Source organism: Collinsella sp. CLA-ER-H8, from assembly GCF_040092335.1.
In the GTDB taxonomy this organism is placed as follows: Bacteria; Actinomycetota; Coriobacteriia; order Coriobacteriales; family Coriobacteriaceae; genus Collinsella.
Genome location: NZ_JBBNLU010000004.1, coordinates 57,126 through 74,658, shown reverse-complemented (window position 1 = coordinate 74,658; position 17,533 = coordinate 57,126). Strand labels below are relative to the sequence as shown.

The 17,533-nt window shown below is 61.9% G+C and carries 10 protein-coding genes; 5 read left to right on the top strand and 5 right to left on the bottom strand.

The genetic code is table 11. The annotated features are described in order from the left end of the window. Nucleotides 1-129 precede the first annotated feature (129 nt). Together sdaAA and metK are read right to left on the bottom strand one after the other, a co-directional pair. Nucleotides 130-1,737, bottom strand: coding sequence for an L-serine ammonia-lyase, iron-sulfur-dependent, subunit alpha (sdaAA, locus tag AAAX72_RS03750; RefSeq protein WP_349129102.1), 1,608 nt, complete (start codon nt 1,735-1,737; stop codon nt 130-132). Between the two features lie 311 nt (nt 1,738-2,048). Continuing rightward, complete coding sequence (gene metK / locus AAAX72_RS03745) at nt 2,049-3,329, bottom strand: methionine adenosyltransferase (protein ID WP_349129101.1); 1,281 nt, start codon at nt 3,327-3,329, stop codon at nt 2,049-2,051. Between the two features lie 277 nt (nt 3,330-3,606). Here metK and gltX point away from each other — a divergent pair, with 277 nt between their 5' ends. From gltX to AAAX72_RS03720, 5 genes are all read left to right on the top strand, one after another. Next, on the top strand, nt 3,607-5,082 hold the full coding sequence (gene gltX, locus AAAX72_RS03740; RefSeq protein WP_349129100.1) for a glutamate--tRNA ligase: 1,476 nt from the start codon (nt 3,607-3,609) through the stop codon (nt 5,080-5,082). Between the two features lie 89 nt (nt 5,083-5,171). Next, nucleotides 5,172-7,625, top strand: coding sequence for a primosomal protein N' (gene priA / locus AAAX72_RS03735; RefSeq protein WP_349129099.1), 2,454 nt, complete (start codon nt 5,172-5,174; stop codon nt 7,623-7,625). 18 nt (nt 7,626-7,643) lie between these two features. Further along, entirely contained in the window at nt 7,644-8,180 is a 537-nt protein-coding gene (def, locus tag AAAX72_RS03730) for a peptide deformylase (protein ID WP_055250379.1), read from the top strand. A 362-nt stretch (nt 8,181-8,542) separates the two neighbouring features. Beyond that, complete coding sequence (gene fmt, locus AAAX72_RS03725) at nt 8,543-9,463, top strand: methionyl-tRNA formyltransferase (protein ID WP_349129098.1); 921 nt, start codon at nt 8,543-8,545, stop codon at nt 9,461-9,463. Next, entirely contained in the window at nt 9,460-10,860 is a 1,401-nt protein-coding gene (locus AAAX72_RS03720) for a transcription antitermination factor NusB (protein WP_349129096.1), read from the top strand. The genes fmt and AAAX72_RS03720 overlap by 4 nt, the downstream gene beginning before the upstream one ends. A 448-nt stretch (nt 10,861-11,308) precedes the next feature. Here the strand turns inward: AAAX72_RS03720 and AAAX72_RS03715 are convergent, their stop codons facing one another. The 3 genes from AAAX72_RS03715 to glgA form a co-directional block, all read right to left on the bottom strand. Next, on the bottom strand, nt 11,309-11,545 hold the full coding sequence (locus tag AAAX72_RS03715; protein WP_195192825.1) for an FmdB family zinc ribbon protein: 237 nt from the start codon (nt 11,543-11,545) through the stop codon (nt 11,309-11,311). Between the two features lie 88 nt (nt 11,546-11,633). Continuing rightward, on the bottom strand, nt 11,634-14,930 hold the full coding sequence (locus tag AAAX72_RS03710; protein ID WP_349129094.1) for a 4-alpha-glucanotransferase: 3,297 nt from the start codon (nt 14,928-14,930) through the stop codon (nt 11,634-11,636). Between the two features lie 219 nt (nt 14,931-15,149). Continuing rightward, on the bottom strand, nt 15,150-17,483 hold the full coding sequence (gene glgA, locus AAAX72_RS03705) for a glycogen synthase GlgA (RefSeq protein ID WP_349129093.1): 2,334 nt from the start codon (nt 17,481-17,483) through the stop codon (nt 15,150-15,152). Between the last annotated feature and the right edge of the window lie 50 nt (nt 17,484-17,533).

Sequence of the window (17,533 nt, the reverse complement as noted above, 5' to 3'; positions counted from 1 at the left end):
TTCGCCTTGCGGTTCATCGTGTTTTTACTGGGCTTGCATTATAGCGATTGCCCTGCTGTTTGTGGTACGGAAACGGTGGCATTCAAAAGAGCTGGGACATTTGTCCCACCTTTGAGTCGTTCTTTGCCGCTATCCGCACACACCGCATTTTGCACAGGCCGAAAGTGCGGCCGGAGCCTGCGCGATGCCGCCCTTTGCCGTCTCGCGCAGCGTGGCCGGCAACGCGTGACCCACCGAGAGCATGACATGTGCCATCTGGTCAAACGGCACCAGGCTCTTAATGCCTGCGAGGGCGAGTTGTGCCGAGCTAAAGGCCGCTGCCACGCCGATGGCGTTGCGGTTTTGGCAGGGCACCTCCACGAGGCCACCGACGGGGTCACAAACGAGGCCCAGCAGGTTACTCAGCGCGATGGAACTGGCATCGAGCGCCTGCTCGGGCGTGCCGCCGAGTATCTGCACCAGCGCGGCGGCTGCCATGGCGGCGGCGCTTCCCACCTCGGCTTGACAGCCACCCTCGGCGCCGGCGACGCAGGCGCTCGTGGTGAGGTTGAGGCCGATGGCGGCTGCGCAGTAGAGCGCGTCCATGACTTGCTCGTCGTCGAGCTGCAGGCGATCGGCAAGCGCCAGCACGCAGCCGGGCACAACACCCGCGGATCCTGCCGTCGGAGCTGCGACGATCACACCCATCGTGGCGGAGCGCTCGAGCACGGCCATTGCGCGGGCCACGGCGTCGGTCTGGACGACTCCCATCAGGCTTGCACTCAAATCGTTGCGGCTGGTGGCATCGACGAGTTTGGCCTCGCCGCCGATTAGCCCACCGAGCGAGCGCTGCGGATTGGCGAGGGGGGCCGTGGTCTCCTCGCGCATGACGTCGAGCACGCGGCGCATGGCGGCGACGGCGTGGGCCTCGCCGGTCAGACGCGCCTCACGAACGGCCATGACGGCGCCGATGCTGAGCCCCATTTCCTCGCACGCATCGAGCAGCTGCTCGCCGTCGTCGAAGATTTCCTTGGCCGAGACGCCGGGAGAGAGCGACGAGGCAGAACCGGGGAGCTCGATAAAGGTCGCGTAATCAACATTGTCGAGCTTGCGTAGCATCGGGATAACGGTGTCGTCGGGCGCGCCGTCGGTCTCAAAGACGGAGTAGGCCTGGCCGCCCACTTCGGTGCGGTAGGTGCGGCAGAATGCGATGTTCACGTGGGCGTAGGCGAGCAGGTTGGTGAGCGCGGCGAGTACACCGGGGACGTCCTTGTGCGCCACGAAGAGCGTGGAATACATGCCCGAGATGTCGACGCCGACGCCGTTAATGCGGCTGATGCGCATCTTGCCGCCGCCCAGGCTCTCGCCGCGGACCTGAGCCGTGGCGCCCGTGTCGTCGACCATGTCGATATCGACGGTATTGGGGTGGATGGAGGCGTCGTCGCCCTTGATGTCAAAGTGATATTCGAGGCCCTGCTCGCGAGCGAGGTCGAAGGCCTGCTTGATATTCTCGTCATCGGTGTCGAGGCCCAGGATGCCCGCGACGAGCGCACGGTCGGTGCCGTGACCGCGGTAGGTGTGGGCGAAGGAGTTCCACAGGCCAAAGGTGACCTTGGTGATGCGACCTTCCAGCAGGCTGGCGGCAACCTGTGCGCAGCGCAGGGCGCCGGCGGTGTGCGACGAGCTGGGGCCGACCATGACGGGGCCCAATATCTCGAATGCCGAGGTCGTAGCTAGTGTTTGCGGCTTGCCTGCCATGGATGCTCCTTATCTATCCCGTCGTCCCGAGGGGCGGGGCATAAGGTCGCCTGCTCGGACAGTCCTGCTCGCACGGAGGCCACATTAAGTGGCCTCCGGCTCGTGCGGAACTCGCGATCGACCTTATGCCCCGCCCCTCGGGACTAAGGATACATGGTAGAGGCGCGTGTGCTCCAAAATTCATTAGCTGGGGACGCAGCGTAGGCTAATATCGAAACATCTTCATCACCGGATTAATAAAAAAGAAGTACCGGTTGGGACCGGTACTTCTTTTGAAAGCGTGTGCGTGTTGTGACCTTGGCGGTTCTTAATTACAGGCCGCAGGCTGCTTTTAGCTCTTCGACTCGGTCGGTTTTTTCCCAGGTGAAGTCGGCGTCTTCTCGGCCGAAGTGACCGTAGGCTGCCGTCTTTTCGTAGATGGGGCGGCGCAGGTCTAGGTCGCGGATGATTGCGCCCGGGCGCAGGTCGAAGGTCTTCTCTACGGCTTCAACGATCTTGGCCTCGGCAACATGCGCGGTACCGAAGGTGTCGACCATGATTGAAAGAGGCTTGGAAACGCCGATGGCGTAGGCAAGCTCGACCTCGCAGCGGTCGGCCAGACCGGCGGCGACCACGTTCTTGGCGACCCAGCGCGCGGCATACGCGGCGGAGCGGTCAACCTTGGTGCAGTCCTTTCCGCTAAAGGCACCGCCGCCGTGACGGCCGTAGCCGCCGTAGGTGTCGACGATGATCTTGCGGCCGGTGAGGCCCGTGTCGCCCATGGGACCGCCCACGACAAAGCGACCGGTGGGGTTCACGTAGATGTCCGCGTTATCCCACGGCATGTTCTCGGCGGCCATGACCGGGGTGATGACGTGCTCGATGAGGTCGGCCTTGATCTTGCCCATGTCCTCGATCTCGGCGGCGTGCTGCGTGGAGATGACGATGGTCGTGACCTCGACGGGCTTGCCTTCCTCGTAGCGCACGGTGACCTGGGTCTTGCCGTCGGGACGCAGATAGGGCAGGGTACCGTCGTGGCGCACGGCGGCCAGGCGCTCGGCCAGGCGGCTTGCCAGGTAGTGCGGCATGGGCATGAGGGTCTTGGTCTCGTTGGAGGCATATCCGAACATCATGCCCTGGTCGCCGGCACCGATCAGGTCGATCGGGTCGGTGGTAGCGCCGGTCTGGGTCTCGAAGGACTCGTCAACGCCTTGGGCGATATCGGGCGACTGCTCGTGGATGAGGCTCATGACGCCGCAGGTGTCGCAGTCAAAACCGAACTTGGCACGGTTGTAGCCAATGCGGCGGATAACGCCACGGGCGATTTCCTGAACGTCTACGTAGGCCTGGGTGCGAATCTCGCCGGCGACGATGACGGTGCCGGTGGTCACGAGGGTCTCGCAGGCGCAGCGGACGTTCTCCACGTTGGCAGGCACGCCGTTGGGGGCGATGTAGCCCTGCTCCTGGAGCTCTATTTCTTTGGCGAGGATTGCGTCGAGGACGGCGTCGCTGATCTGGTCAGCGATCTTATCGGGATGACCTTCGGTCACCGACTCCGACGTAAAAACAAAGGACCCGTGTTGGGGCGGGATGGAACGAAGTTCTTCTGACATGATTGTCCTTTCAAAAACGTGTCCCGGCGACCGTTACCATTCCGCCGGGCTCTCTATGCAAGGGCACATCATAGCGCGTAAATCAAACATTCACACCCTTTCCGCACCTACTCATTGGGGACAGACATAAATGACCAGCCTTAAACTAAGAACGTCTCCAACGACTGGTCATTTAAGTCTGTCCCCAATGAGTGGGTCGGTGCCCTTTGTGCGGAGGTTGCTTTGTTGCTTTATACTGATGCGGTTAGACATCCATCCTGCAATCGAGGAGATTTCCATGGCATCAGACGTTCGCGTCCGCTTTGCACCCTCACCCACGGGCAAGCTGCACATCGGCGGCGCCCGCACCGCTATCTATAACTGGGCTTTCGCCCGCGCAAACGGCGGCACGTTCATCCTGCGCATCGACGACACCGACCCCACCCGTTCCACCGACGAGAACACGCAGATCATCCTGCGCGCCATGCGTTGGCTGGGCTTGGACTGGGACGAGGGTCCCGAGGTGGGCGGCGACTATGGCCCCTACGCACAGACCGAGCGTCTGGACCTGTACAAGCAGGCCGCCCAGAAGCTCTGGGACGAGGGCAAGGCCTATCCCTGCTTCTGCACCAAGGAGCAGCTCGACGCCGACCGCAAGGCCGCCCAGGAGCGCAAGGACCCCTTCCAGGGCTACCAGCGCCGCTGCCGCGATCTTGATCCCGAGGAGGCACGCCGCCGCATCGAGGCCGGCGAGTCCTACGTCCTGCGCATCAAGGTGCCCGAGGACCGCGGCGACGTCGTCATCCACGACGCCGTCCACGGCGAGGTGACCTTCGACGCCAAGGAGCTCGACGACTTTGTCATCTTCCGCTCCGACGGCACGCCCACGTATAACTTCGCGACCGTCGTCGACGACGCCATGATGAAGATCACCCACGTCATCCGCGGCGACGACCATCTGTCCAACACCCCGCGCCAGGTCATGGTCTACGAGGCCCTCGGCGCGCCCGTGCCCACGTTCGCCCACATCTCCATGATCCTGGGCGCCGACGGCAAGAAGCTCTCCAAGCGCCACGGCGCCACCTCGGTGGAGGAGTACCGCGACGCCGGTTACCTGTCCGATGCTTTCGTCAACTACCTGGCGCTGCTCGGCTGGTCGCTCGACGGCGAGACCACGATCATCCCGCGCGACGTCCTGGCCAGCAAGTTCTCGCTCGAGCGCATCTCCAAGAACCCGGCGACCTTCGACCCCAAGAAGCTCGACTGGGTCAATGCCGAGTACATCAACGGCATGTCCGACGCCCAGTTTGCCGACGAGATCATGGTCCCCGAGCTACACGAAGCAGGCCTCATCGAGGGCAACGTCGAGTACGGCGAGGACTGGATCGACGCGCTTGCCGCCATCGTCAAGCCGCGCACCAAGATGCCGGCCGACGCCGTGACAGTCGCAGCTCCCATCTTTGCCACGGCCGAGACGCTCGAGTATGATGAGAAGTCTGTCAACAAGGGCCTGGCCAAGGAAGGCATGGGCGCCATTCTGGATGCCGCCAAGGCCGCGCTCGAGGGCGTGGACGACTGGACGGCCGCCAACATCGACGCCGCGCTTGAGCCGCTGCCCGAGCAGATGGACCTCAAGAAGCGCGTGGTGTTCCAGGCCGTGCGCGTCGCCGTCTGCGGCAACATGGTGAGCCCCCCGCTGGGCGAGACCATGGCGCTCGTCGGTCGCGACGACTGCCTGGCGCGCATCGACCGCGCCCGCACGATGGCGCTGTAGCAGCTGCGTAAACGCATGTATCCGAGCCCCGTTCACCCCGAGCGGGGCTCTTGTTTCTGTAGACGTATGGGATAGGAGGTGTTGGGGCCATGGCCGAGCAACTTTCGCTGTTTGGTTCGCCGGAACCGGAGGAGACTCCGAAGTCTGCGGCCCCTGTCGCCGCTCCGGCGCAGCCCGAGCCCGCACCCGAGCCTGTCGCCGCCTATGCGAGCGTAGTTCTCGACATCCCGACCCGTGCGCTGTCCGAGCTGTTTGCCTATGGCATTCCGCAGTCCCTTGCCAACGATGCTCAGATCGGCTCCACCGTTCTAGTCCATTTTGGCAACCGTGCGGCTGCGGGCTACATCGTCGACATCGCGCCTGAGCTGGCCGACCTGCAAGGTAACGACGCTCTCGATCCCGCGCGCATCAAGCCTATCGAGGCCATCCTCAGCAAGCCGCTCTTTACCGCCGAGGCGGCACGCATTGCGCGCTGGATGAGCCGCGAGTACGTCGCAACGCTTTCCGAGTGCCTGCGCCTGTTCTTGCCCCCGGGTGGAAGCCCGCGCGTTGTCAAGGGCGATGACGGCGTGTGGACCGTTGAACGCCCCGCCGTCAAACCCATCCAAAATCGCTGGGTCATGCTCACGCCCGAGGGTTTCGACTACACGCCGCCCAAGACCGCCGTTCGCCAGCGTCAGCTCATCGAGGCGCTCCAATGCGGCCCGGTCACGACGCGCGACCTCAACCTGCTCTACAACAGTATGTCGGCGACCATCAAGGCGCTCGAAAAACGCGGCGTCGTGGTGGTGGAGGAGCGCCGCGCCTGGCGTGGCTGCAGCGAGCAGACCACGCTGTCCTCGGCGAGCGGCAAGGCCCCGCTGGCTCTCACCAACGGCCAGCGGCAGGCCCTCGCGCAGATTGAGCGCGCACGCCTGGACGCTCACGGTGATGTGGTGCTCGTCGATGGCGTTACCGGTTCCGGCAAAACCGAGGTCTACCTCTCGGCGATTGAGCGCGTGCTGGCAGCCGGCCGTTCGGCCTGCGTGCTGGTGCCCGAGATCTCGCTGACGGCCCAGACCGTCGGCCGCTTCCGCTCGCGCTTTGGCGAGACGGTCGCTGTGTTCCATTCGCGCCTTTCGGCCGGCGAGCGCCTGGACCAGTGGGATATGGTCGCCAGCGGTGCGGCCCGCGTGGTTGTTGGCGCCCGCTCGGCGCTTTTTTGCCCGCTCAGTGACCTTGGTCTCATCATCATCGACGAGGAGCACGAGACCAGCTATAAGCAGGGTTCCAGCCCGCGCTACCATGCGCGCGAGGTGGCTGCCGAGATGGCGCGCCGCTATCGGTGTCCGCTCGTGTTGGGCTCCGCCACGCCTTCTGCCGAGGCCCTCGACCGCTGCCGCCGTGGCACGTATAACGGTGCTACCTGGACGCGCGTCGAGATGCCCGAACGCCCGGGGCACGCCGTTTTGCCTACGGTTCGCATTGCCGATCTGCGCCGCGAGTTCGCACATGGCAGTCGCTCCATGTTCTCTAAACCGCTGATGGAAGGCCTGGAGCGCGTAGTCGAGCGCCGCGAGAAGGCCGTGTTGCTGCACAACCGCCGCGGTTTTGCGCCGTTCTTGATGTGCCGCGAGTGCGGCTGCGTGCCCAGCTGCAACCACTGCTCCACCGCGCTCACGTACCACGAGCGCACGCACACGCTGCAGTGCCACACCTGCGGATCGTCCTGGCGCGTGCAGCCCTATCCGGCGCCCACGAGTCGTTGTCCCAAATGCGGCAGTCGCTACCTGGCAAAAATGGGCCTGGGTACGCAACAGATCGAGGACGCACTGCACCAGATGCTGCCCGACGACGTTGCCATCATTCGCATGGACGCCGATTCCACGCGCGGCAAGGACGCGCACAAAAAGCTGCTCGAGCAGTTCGATGCGGCCGATTGCGCCGTGTTGCTGGGCACCCAGATGATCGCCAAGGGCCTCGACTTTCCTGAGGTCACGCTCGTGGGCGTGGTCAATGCCGACTTTGCGCTGAAGCTGCCCGATTTTAGAGCAGGGGAGCGCGCCTACGATCTGCTGGAGCAGGTTGCCGGCCGCGCCGGACGCGGCGATCGCCCCGGTGAGGTTATCATCCAGACCTACCTGCCCGAGGACCCGGTCATTCGCGCCGTCGCCGAGCACGACCGCTCGATCTTTACCGACTACGACCTGGACCAGCGCCGCGATGCCCTGTATCCGCCGTTCGTGCGCCTGGCCAACATCTTGGCATGGTCGACGAATGCTGATGACGCACGGGACTACATCGGTCGCATCGCGAAGCTCCTCAAGCGTCGCTGGCATGCCGCCGCGCCCGACTTTTTGCGGGCGGGGAGCGCCGTGCCCCAGGTGCTTGGTCCGGCTTCGTGTGTAATCGAGAGAGCCAAGGACCGTTACCGCTTCCATCTGCTTGTTAAGTCGCCGGTAGGGTACCATGTCTCTGATGATATCTACGCCTGCCTCAAAGAGGTGGGCTCCGTGCGCGGCGTGAGCGTGAGCGTTGACGTCGACGCCTATGATTTGATGTAACAACCCGAAAGGATGGCCATGGAAGCCAACGGAATCGTACTGTCGCCCGACCCTCGTCTGCGCCAGGAGTGCGCCGTCATCGAGGAGATCACCCCGGCGATCGAGGCGCTTGCCGAGAAGATGAAGAAGATGATGTTCGACAACGGCGGTTGCGGCCTGGCTGCCCCGCAGATCGGCGAGCTCATTCAACTCGTCACCATCGACTGCGATTACAGCGACAAAAATGACTATGACCCGTATGTGCTCATCAACCCTGTCATTGTTGAGCAGAGCGACCATCTGGTGCCGTTTAGCGAGGGCTGTCTTTCCATCCCTGGCATTAGCTGCGAGATCGAGCGTCCCGATCACGTTGTCGTCGAGGCGTATGACCTGGATGCCAACCTGATTCGCTACGAGGCCACAGGCGATCTGTTCTGCGTGTGCCTGCAGCACGAGATCGATCACCTGCACGGCAATACCATGTTCGAGCGACTCAAGCCGATGCAGAGGATCAAGGCCGTCAAGGAGTACCAGGACGCCCTGGCCCGCGGCGCTCGTCCGGGCGAGACGGAGTAGGTTTGTCCGTCCCCTTCCACCGCAGGGCTTAGGTTTTGCTCCATGCTCAAACAGTCCTGCTCGCACGAAGAGCACATTAAGTGCTCTTCGGCTCGTGCGGAACTGCGCGTGGAGCAATAACCTAAGCCCTGCGGTGGAAGGGGACTGCGTTTTCGTGCTCCTCTTCGCCCGGGTGCCGTCGGGCCAGGGAGGGGCGTCTTCGCTGATAATTGCTTTGTTGGAAGAGCTGCTTTTATTGCGGCTCTTTCTTTGGTTTTGGGTATATTTGTTCTTGTTGAATTGTTATTGCGGATGGGCTGGGTACTTGGCTTTCCGCTGTTATTTGTAGCCGTCTCGGCTTTGGTTGAGGGGAGACGTTCTTTATGCGTATTGTGTTTATGGGTACGCCTGATTTTGCTGTGCCTTCGCTGACTTTGCTTGTTGCGGCTGGCAATGAGATTGCGCTTGTCATTACGCGTCCCGATGCTGTTCGTGGGCGTGGTAAGAAGCTTGAGCCTTCTCCTGTTAAGGCCAAGGCGCTTGAGCTGGGGTTGCCCGTTGTTGAGGCCAATCGTATGACGCCTGAGGTTGTTGAGGCGCTCCAGGCTGCTCAGGCTGATATTTTCTGTGTGGCTGCCTATGGTTGCATTTTGCCTGATGAGGTGCTGCATATGGCACCACTTGGTATTGTGAATGTTCATGCTTCGCTGCTGCCTCGTTGGCGTGGCGCTGCTCCCATTCAGCGTGCCATTCTTGCTGGTGATGAGGTTGCTGGCGTTTCCATTATGCGCATTGGGCATGGCGTGGATACGGGCGCTTATTGCGCCCAGGCGTCTACGTCGGTTGCCGGTAAGCATGCTGAGGCGCTTACGATGGAGCTTGGTGAGCTTGGCGGTAAGTTGCTTGCCGATACGCTTCCCTCGCTTGCCGATGGCTCGGCTGTTTGGACCGAGCAGGATGAGTCCCTCGTCACGCATGCTGCCAAGATTTCCAAGCAAGAGATGCGCTTGGATCCACAGATGGCAGCGCTCGATTGCGTGCGTCATGTGCTCGCTTCGTCCGATACCGCGCCTGCCCGTTGTGTGATTGCCGGCAAGACAGTTCGCGTGCTCGATGCTGCGCCGGCCGATGTGTCGCTTGGCGAGGGCGTTGTTGCCGTCAAGAGCAAGCGTGTTTATCTGGGCCTTTCCGATGGCGCGGTTGAACTGCTCGAGGTTAAGCCCGATGGCAAGCGTGCCATGGCTGCTTCTGCCTGGGCTGCCGGCCTGCAGGGTGTCGACCTTACGTGGGGTGTACTGTCATGAGCAAGTTGTCTCCCGCGCGCAAGCTTGCGCTCGATGTGTTGATGGAGGCCGATCGTCGCGGTATGTACGCACGCGACGTGTTGTCTTCCCGTGCTTCCGCCAAGGCCATTGACCAGCGCGATTCCGCTTTTGCCGCGCGTTTGGCGCTCGGTGTTGCCGCCACTCAGGGTATTTTGGATGAGTTGCTCGACCAGTTTTTGGATAAGCCCAAAAAGGTCGCGCCGCGCGTTCGCATGGCGCTTCGCATCTCGGCCTTCGAGATGCTCTATCTGCATACGCCGGGCCGCGTTGCCGTAAGTCAGGGTGTTGAGCTGGTGCGCAGCGGTGCTAAGTCTGCCGCGGGCCTGGCTAACGCGGTGCTGCACAAGGTTGCGGACAACGTTGAGGACTTTGCCGCAGCATCCGACGTTGATGAGTCCGAGCGCCGTTTGGTTCGTCTTTCTCGTCTGATGGGTCTTCCTCGCTGGCTGTGCGCTCGTATTATGGCCTCGTTCGATACGCCCGAGGGCGCGCTGAACTTTGCCGGTAATCTGGCTCCCGCGCCGCTTGCACTGCACGAGAATGCGTTTGCGACCAAGGCCGACCCGTATATCTCGCAGCTCGTTGCGCCTGTCTTTCCGGGCTGCCATGCTCCGGTCGATGCTCAGGTTACGGTTGCGTCCGGCGTGTTTGAACGCGCCGCTGCCGTTGCCTCGGACCTTAACGCTCAGCTTATCGCTACTGCGGCGACACGTCCCGGGCGTTGCTTGGAGATTGGTGCCGGCCGCGGCACCAAGACCTATGTGATGATGTGCCAGGCCAAACGTGCCGGGTATGAGCGTCAGCATACCGCGCTCGATCTGCACGATCGTAAGTGCGATCAGAATCTCGCGCGCCTGTATAAGGCGGGTATTACGGGTGTTCGTACGGTGTCGGGCGATGCCTGCGAGCTCAATGAGGTGCTTACGTCCTTTGACGCGATGCTTGGCGAGCCCGCCCTGTTCGACACGGTGTTTATCGATGCGCCGTGCTCGGGCACCGGTACCATGCGCCGTCACCCCGAGATACCGTGGCGTCTGACCGAGAACGACGTTACGACCGAGCTGCCCAAGCTACAGCTGACGATGCTCAAGGAAGCAGCCGCGCGCGTTGCTGCCGGCGGTGAGCTTATCTATGCCACCTGCTCGGTTTTTGACGAAGAGAACACGCAGGTCGTGGATGCCTTCCTAGCCTCTCCCGAGGGCGCCGGCTTTACCGTGGCGCCGCTCTCCGAAGCCCAGATTCTGCAGCTTCCCGATTTCGCGCAGGCCAAGAAGCTTGTCGCCGTGCGCCAGAACGATCGAGGCCTCTTCCAAAGCGTGCCGGTAAACGCCGACTCCTACGACGGCCACTTCTGCGCCCGCCTGATCCACAAGTAACTACTAAGTTGCGGTGAAATAGGGATTGAATAGCGGCATCTACCCGCCAAATAGTCCTTATTTCACCGCAACTCAGAAGGTCGTGCGAGCGGAGATCGCAATAGCGGTAAAGAGTGGGAAAAATAGCCCCGTTCCTACTTACTGCTATCAAAAGTAGGGCGGATTACTGGGCTAGATTGGTGATGCTCGACCACAGCAAAAATGGCCTAAATAAAACCGCAGGTAGATGGCTTGTTGAAATTAGCCAATTACCGGAATGGATAGAGGTTGTCAATTCAGCCCCGTAATCCGGCAGAGTTTTGAAATGTTACAAACTTAGCATCATCCCGAAATCCAATCTAAAGAAAAGTTGCGGTGAAATGGTTCCTGTTTGGCCGTTGGATGGGCTGATTCAGGAACTATTTCACCGCAACTCATAACGAAACCTGGGTGGCGGGACCGCTTGTCTCTAGTGGTTGTGCGGGCAATTGGCGCAGCAGCCGCTGGTGGCGTTGGTGCTGGAACCACCGCTTCGCTGGTCGGTGTTGTAGAAGCCGCTGCCTTCAAACTTGATGCCGCTGGCCGAGAACGTCTTGGCCGCCGGGGCGCCGCAGCTCGGGCACACGACCTCGGGGGTCTCGGACATGGGATGCTCAACCTCAAACACGTTGCCGCAGCTCGAGCACTTGTAATCGTAGCGCGCCATAATACTTCCTTTTCAGCACAAAGCGGGCAGATCGCTCTGCCCGCATAAATTCAAACAGCTGTAACTGTACCCTATATCGGGGGTTTTATCACGCTTCGCCCCAGAATCTATGGGTGTTGCGCAGGAGCTGCGCAGTTTTGCCCTCGGCGGCCGCAACGTCGGCCTCATCGGCCTGCCACGTCCAGTTGCCCGTGGCCACGCCCGGTACGTTCATGCGCGCGTCGTCGCCCAGCCCCAGGACATCCTGCAGCGGCATCATCACGAGGGGAGCATCACTTGCCAGCGCGTCGCCCATCAGCCTGGCCGCCACCTCAACACCGCTCGGTTCGTCGCCGCCCGCAAAGGAGCGCGTGCACCAACCGGCAAGCGTCGACGTGTCGTGCGTCGAGGTGTACAGAATCTTTCCCGGCGTGGGATGCACACCGCAACGGACGTCGTAATCGCTAAACTCCAGCACGTCCATACCGGGGAAGCCGCAAGTCGAAGCCATGGCGCGAACTCCGGGCGTCAGGTAGCCTAGGTCCTCGGCGATAAAGTTGAGCGGACCCAGCTCGTCATAGGCAGTCTGGAACAGGTCCTTGCCCGGGCCCGCCAGCCAGCGACCGTCGGCGCAAGCCTTGCCCGCGGGAATGCTAAAGTAGCTGTGGAATCCCAGGAAGTGGTCTAGGCGCACGCGGTCGTAGAGCGAGAACGCGCGACGCAGACGGTCCATCCACCAGCGGTAGCCGTTCTCCTTCATGTGATCCCAACGGAAGGTGGGGTTGCCCCACACCTGGCCCTCGGGCGCAAAATTGTCGGGGGGCGCGCCAGAAATCTCAATCGCCTTGCCGGTATCGGACAGCCAGAAGTTCTCGGGCTCACTCCATGCGTCTGCCGAATCGTCCGAAACGTACATAGGAATGTCGCCGATGACCTCGATGCCCTTCTTGTGCGCGTAGTTCATGAGCTCGCACCAGGCCAGGTCAAAGCGGTACTGCATGTACGCTTGCAGCTCTGCCTCGTCGTGAAAACGCTTGTCGTCAATCAGATGCTCGTTATAGCGTGCGACATCCGCCGGCCAATCGTGACGCGATTCGCCTTCAAAGTACTTTTTGACGGCCATGTAGACGCAGTACTTCTCGAGCCAATCGGCGTTGCGATGCTTAAACGCCGTGTAGAGCGGGTCTGCATCCTCGCCGCCACGAGCCTTCCAGGTCTCAAAGTCGGCCGCCAGCTCCTCTTGGCTCTCGGGCAGCAGGTCAATATTGCCCGCAAAGGCCGAAGGTCCAGCGTAAGGGGAGCGGAAGAAGTCCGTCGGGTTGACAGGCAGGACCTGCCAGTAGCGCATGCCCATAGCGGCCAGGTGGTCGATAAAGCGACGCGTGGGTGCGCCGATCGTGCCGGGCTTGCCGTCGTCGGTGGGCACCGAGGTGATATGGCACACGACGCCCGCGCCGTGATCGAGCGGCTCCTGCAGGCGCTGCTCGGCATGGTGATAGATGATCGACGAGCCCAGCGGATACAGATCGAGCGTGACCGTACCGTTGTGGATTTCGCACTCGTGACCGCTGATCACGTCACTCGCACATTCGCCGAGCGCCGGAATCGTCACGCGGTGCGAATTGCGCAGGCTGCGGTTGATGATAACCGTCGCGGACTCGCCATCCTTGCCCGTGCGGTTGTAGGCCAGCACCTCGTCGTTGAGCGCGAAGGCCTTGATCTCGCCGTCGATCATAAACGGCAGTGCGCGGCGTACGGCGGAGGCGTTCTTGACAATAGCCAGCGTATCGAAGTCGTGCAGTTGGTCCTTGGTCGGCAGGGTGCGGCGGTTGCCCGGGTCGGTAAGGCCCTCCAGGCCGTACTCGTCGCCGTAGTAGATCGAAGGCACGCCGGGGAACGTCATCTGCATGAGCGTGGCGAGCCAAAAGCGGCTCTTGGCCAGTCCCATCGCATTCTCGTCCAGGCGCCATTTGCTGCGCTCAGACTCGGGCAGCTGCGACTCGTCGGGGCCGCCGCCGAGCACCGAGATGATGCGCGGACGGTCGTGACTCGAAAGCAGATTGAGCGCGCAGGACAATGCCTCGCTCGGGTAGTTCTCGCGCAGGGTCTCGATATCCTCGGCTGCCTGGTAGGCGTTTTTGTAGCCCATCAAAAAACCGATGACCATGTCGCGGAAGGGGTAATCCATGGCAGAGTCCAGCTCGGAGCCCTGCAGGTAGCGGCGCAGATGGCCGTAGCTAATCTTATTGGAGGCGTCTTCCCAGACTTCGCCGAGCAACAGTGCGTCGGGCTTTTCGGCAAGTACGGCCTTCTTGATCTCGGCCAGGAAGTCGTCGGAAAGCTCGTCGGCGACGTCCAGGCGCCAACCATGGGCACCGGCGCGCAGCCATTTGCGGATCACGCCGTCCTTGCCCAAGAGCCTGTCGCGTACCAGCTCGGACTTCTCGTTGATGGCTGGCATGTTGCCCACGCCCCACCAGCAGTCGTACGAGCCGTCCTCGTGGAAGGTAAACGCATCGCGCCACGGCGAATCCTCGCTCTGCCAGGCGCCCACGCCGGGGTAGTTGCCGTAGCGGTTGAAATAGATCGAGTCATCACCCGTGTGGTTGAAGACGCCGTCCAGGATGATGGAGATGCCCAGCTTCTCGGCTGCCTGACACAGCTCGGTAAAGTCCTGCTCGGTGCCCAGGATCGGGTCGATCTTGGTGTAGTCGGCCGTGTCGTAGCGGTGGTTGCTCGCGGCTTCAAAGATGGGGTTGAGGTAGATGGCCGTAAAGCCCAGCTCGGCGATGCGGGGCAGGTCTTCCTGGATGCCCTTGAGCGAGCCGCCGTAGAAGTCCCAGGTCTTGATGGAGCCGTCCTCGGCGCGCTCGTATACGGGCGGCTCGTTCCAGTCCTCGACCATCCGGCGCTGAATGCCCTTGCGCGGTTTTTCGAGTTGAGCCATTGTGCGCTCGCGCCAATGCTCGTCACGGGCGTAACGGTCGGGGAAGATCTGGTACACCATGCCGCGCTCGTACCAGGTGGGGCGGTTCTCGCGGTGCTTATAGACGGTAATCTGGAAGGACGGCACCTCGGCGTAGTTGTAGGTTACGCCCTCGCCGCCGGTGCGGCCCTGGGGCGCACCCAGGCGAACCTCGGGCTGACCTTCGATATTGCAGATAAAGCTGTACCACACAAGACACGGGTTAGCGCATTTGAGCTCGCCGGTAAAAATGCCATCGCCCTCGTGTTCCATCGGGATTAGGGTCTCGCCGACTTCATCGACCCAGGTACGCAGGGTGAGTGTTGCCTGGTTGGGATCGGCGTCCTCCAAAATCACCGAGAGTGCAACGGAAGTTCCAGTGGTCACAGCGCCAAACGGAGTGCGAAACTGTGGTAGGCGGCTGTTGTGAATCAATCTCATAGTACGGTCCAGTTCAATAGAATCACGGCCTACGGGCCATGGGCTTTACGCACAGGATATAAGTATATCTGTTGTACACAGGGTGTATAAACAACATCCGTTTACCATCGGCGAACGGTTGTCCTAGAAAATCGTTTTACCAACTGTCTACAGAGAAGGGGCGCCCGGTTGGAGCGCCCCTTGTTTAGGGTTTTGATTAGGTTTTAGATCGTCTGCGGGCTAGCGGCGCTTGCGGGTGGCCGTTGCCTTGCGGACGGAGGTCTTCTTGGTCGGAGCCTTTTCCTCTGCCGGAGCGACGGGGGAGACCGGGGTCTCCTTGGCGGACTCGGGCTTAGCCTCTGCCTTCGGGGCGGCCTTGACCTCGGCGGCCTTCGGCACCGGCTGGGCCTTTACCTCGGCCTTGGGCTCCTCTTTGGCAGCGGCGGTCTTAGTCTCTGCCTTGGGAGTTGCGGCCTTTGCCGTGGTCTTCTTGGCTGACGCCGTGCGCTTGCGCGTGGTGGTCTTGGCGGCGGGCTTGGCCTCGACGGTCGCCTCTACCTTGGCCTCGACGGTCGCCTCTACCTTGGACTCGACGGTCGCCTCTACCTTGGACTCGGCAGGCGTCTCCTCGACCTTGGCGGCCGGCTTCGTTGCAGTGGCCTTGGCGGTCGTCGACTTGGTTGCCGTAGCCTTCTTGGCGGCAGTGGTCTTGGTCGTGCTCTTGGTCGCGGTCGTCTTCTTGGATGCAGTCTTTGCCGGAGCCTTAGCCGCCGGCTTGGCCTCGACGGCGGCTTCAGCCTTTACCTCGGGAGCGGCCTCGGCCTCGGCGGCCTTCTTTGCAGCGGCGGTCGTGCGCTTACGCGTCGTCGTTGCCTTGGTAGCAGTCGTCTTTGCTGCGGCGACCTTAGTCGCAGCGGCCTTAGTTGTCGTAGCCTTCTTAGCCGTCGTCTTGCGGGTCGTCGTCTTCTTGGCAGCAGGCTTCGCAGCCGGCTTAGCCTCAGCCTTAGATTCAGCCTCAACCGGCTTCTCCTCAACCTTGGGCTCGGGGTCGGCTGCAGCCTTCGTAGCCACAACCACAGGCTCGTCGACAACAGCCGCCGGTCTCTCGATCTCCGGATGCATAAAGAAGTACAGGTCCAGATACTTGTCGGCCGACCGCGTCCAGCTAAAGTCCTGGCTCATGGCCTGCGTGACCAGCTGATTCCAGGCATCGCGGTTGTCCCAGAACAGGCGTGCCGCGCGGAACACGGCGTCGCCCATCTCGTCGCCGTTAAAGTTGCTAAACGAGAAGCCCGTGCCCTCGCCGGTAAACTCGTTATACGGGATAACGGTGTCCTTCAGACCACCGGTCTCGCGCACGATGGGTAGGGTACCGTAGCGCATAGCGATGATCTGCGACAGGCCGCAGGGCTCAAACTTCGAAGGCATCAGGAACATGTCGGCGGCGGCATACATACGCTGTGACAGCGCCGGGTCGAACTCGATGCGTGCGGCCATGGTGCCGGGGTACTTGTCCTGGAAGTAGCGCAGGCCGTCCTCGTAGTCGCGGTCGCCGGTGCCCAGCACCGCCACCTGCACGCCTCCGGCCAAAATGCGGTCGAGCGCGTACATGACCAGGTCCAGGCCCTTCTGACGCGTCAGGCGCGTGACCATCACCATGAGCGGACGGTCGTCGCGAACCTCGAGCCCCAGCTCTTCCTGCAGCTTAGCCTTGCACACGGCCTTGCCCCCACGGTCCTCAACCGTGTAGTTTGCGGCAATGCGCTTGTCGGTCGCCGGGTCAAAGCCCGTCACGTCAATGCCGTTCAAAATGCCCTGCAGCGCATAGGAGCGCTCGCGCAGCACACCGTCCAGGCCCTCGCCAAACTCGGGCGTCTGGATCTCGTTGGCATAGGTGGGGCTTACCGTGGTGATGGCATCGGCATAGCGCAGCGCGCCCAGCATGTAGTTGATGCTGCAGGCGTCGCAACGCAGCTGCGAGGCGGCCGCCGGAATGTGCGCCACGCCCAGGATGTCCTCCATCACGGTGTCGCTAAACTGGCCCTGGAACGCCACGTTGTGGATCGAGAACACGGTCTTGACGCGGTCGTATAGCGGCAGGCCCTGGTAGAACTCGCGCAGGAACACGGGCGCCAGTGCCGTCTGCCAGTCATTGCAGTGCAGGATGTCGCACTCAAAATCGGCCGGCAGGTGCTGCAGGCTCTCGGTGATGGCCTTGGAGAAGAACGCAAAGCGCTCGCCGTCATCAAAGAAGCCATACGGATAGTCGCGCGCAAAGTAGCGCTCGTTGTCGATGAACATATAGGTGACGCCGTCGTGCTCGAGCTTCTCCAGCCCGCAGTACTCGTTGCGCCAGGCTAGGCTCACGTAAAAGTCGGCAAAGTGCTCCATCTGCGCCTTGTACTCGTCTTTGATGGTTGCGTACTTGGGCACCATCACGATGACTTCGGCGCCGGCGCGCACAAGCGCCGCAGGCAGCGAGCCCGCCACGTCGCCCAGGCCACCGGTCTTCACAAACGGTGCGCACTCGGCCGAGGCAAACACGATCTGCATCTTTTTGCTGGAATCAGCCATATTGTCTCCCATGTTGTTATTCGAGAATAGCCGCCTGGCGCAAACCGGGC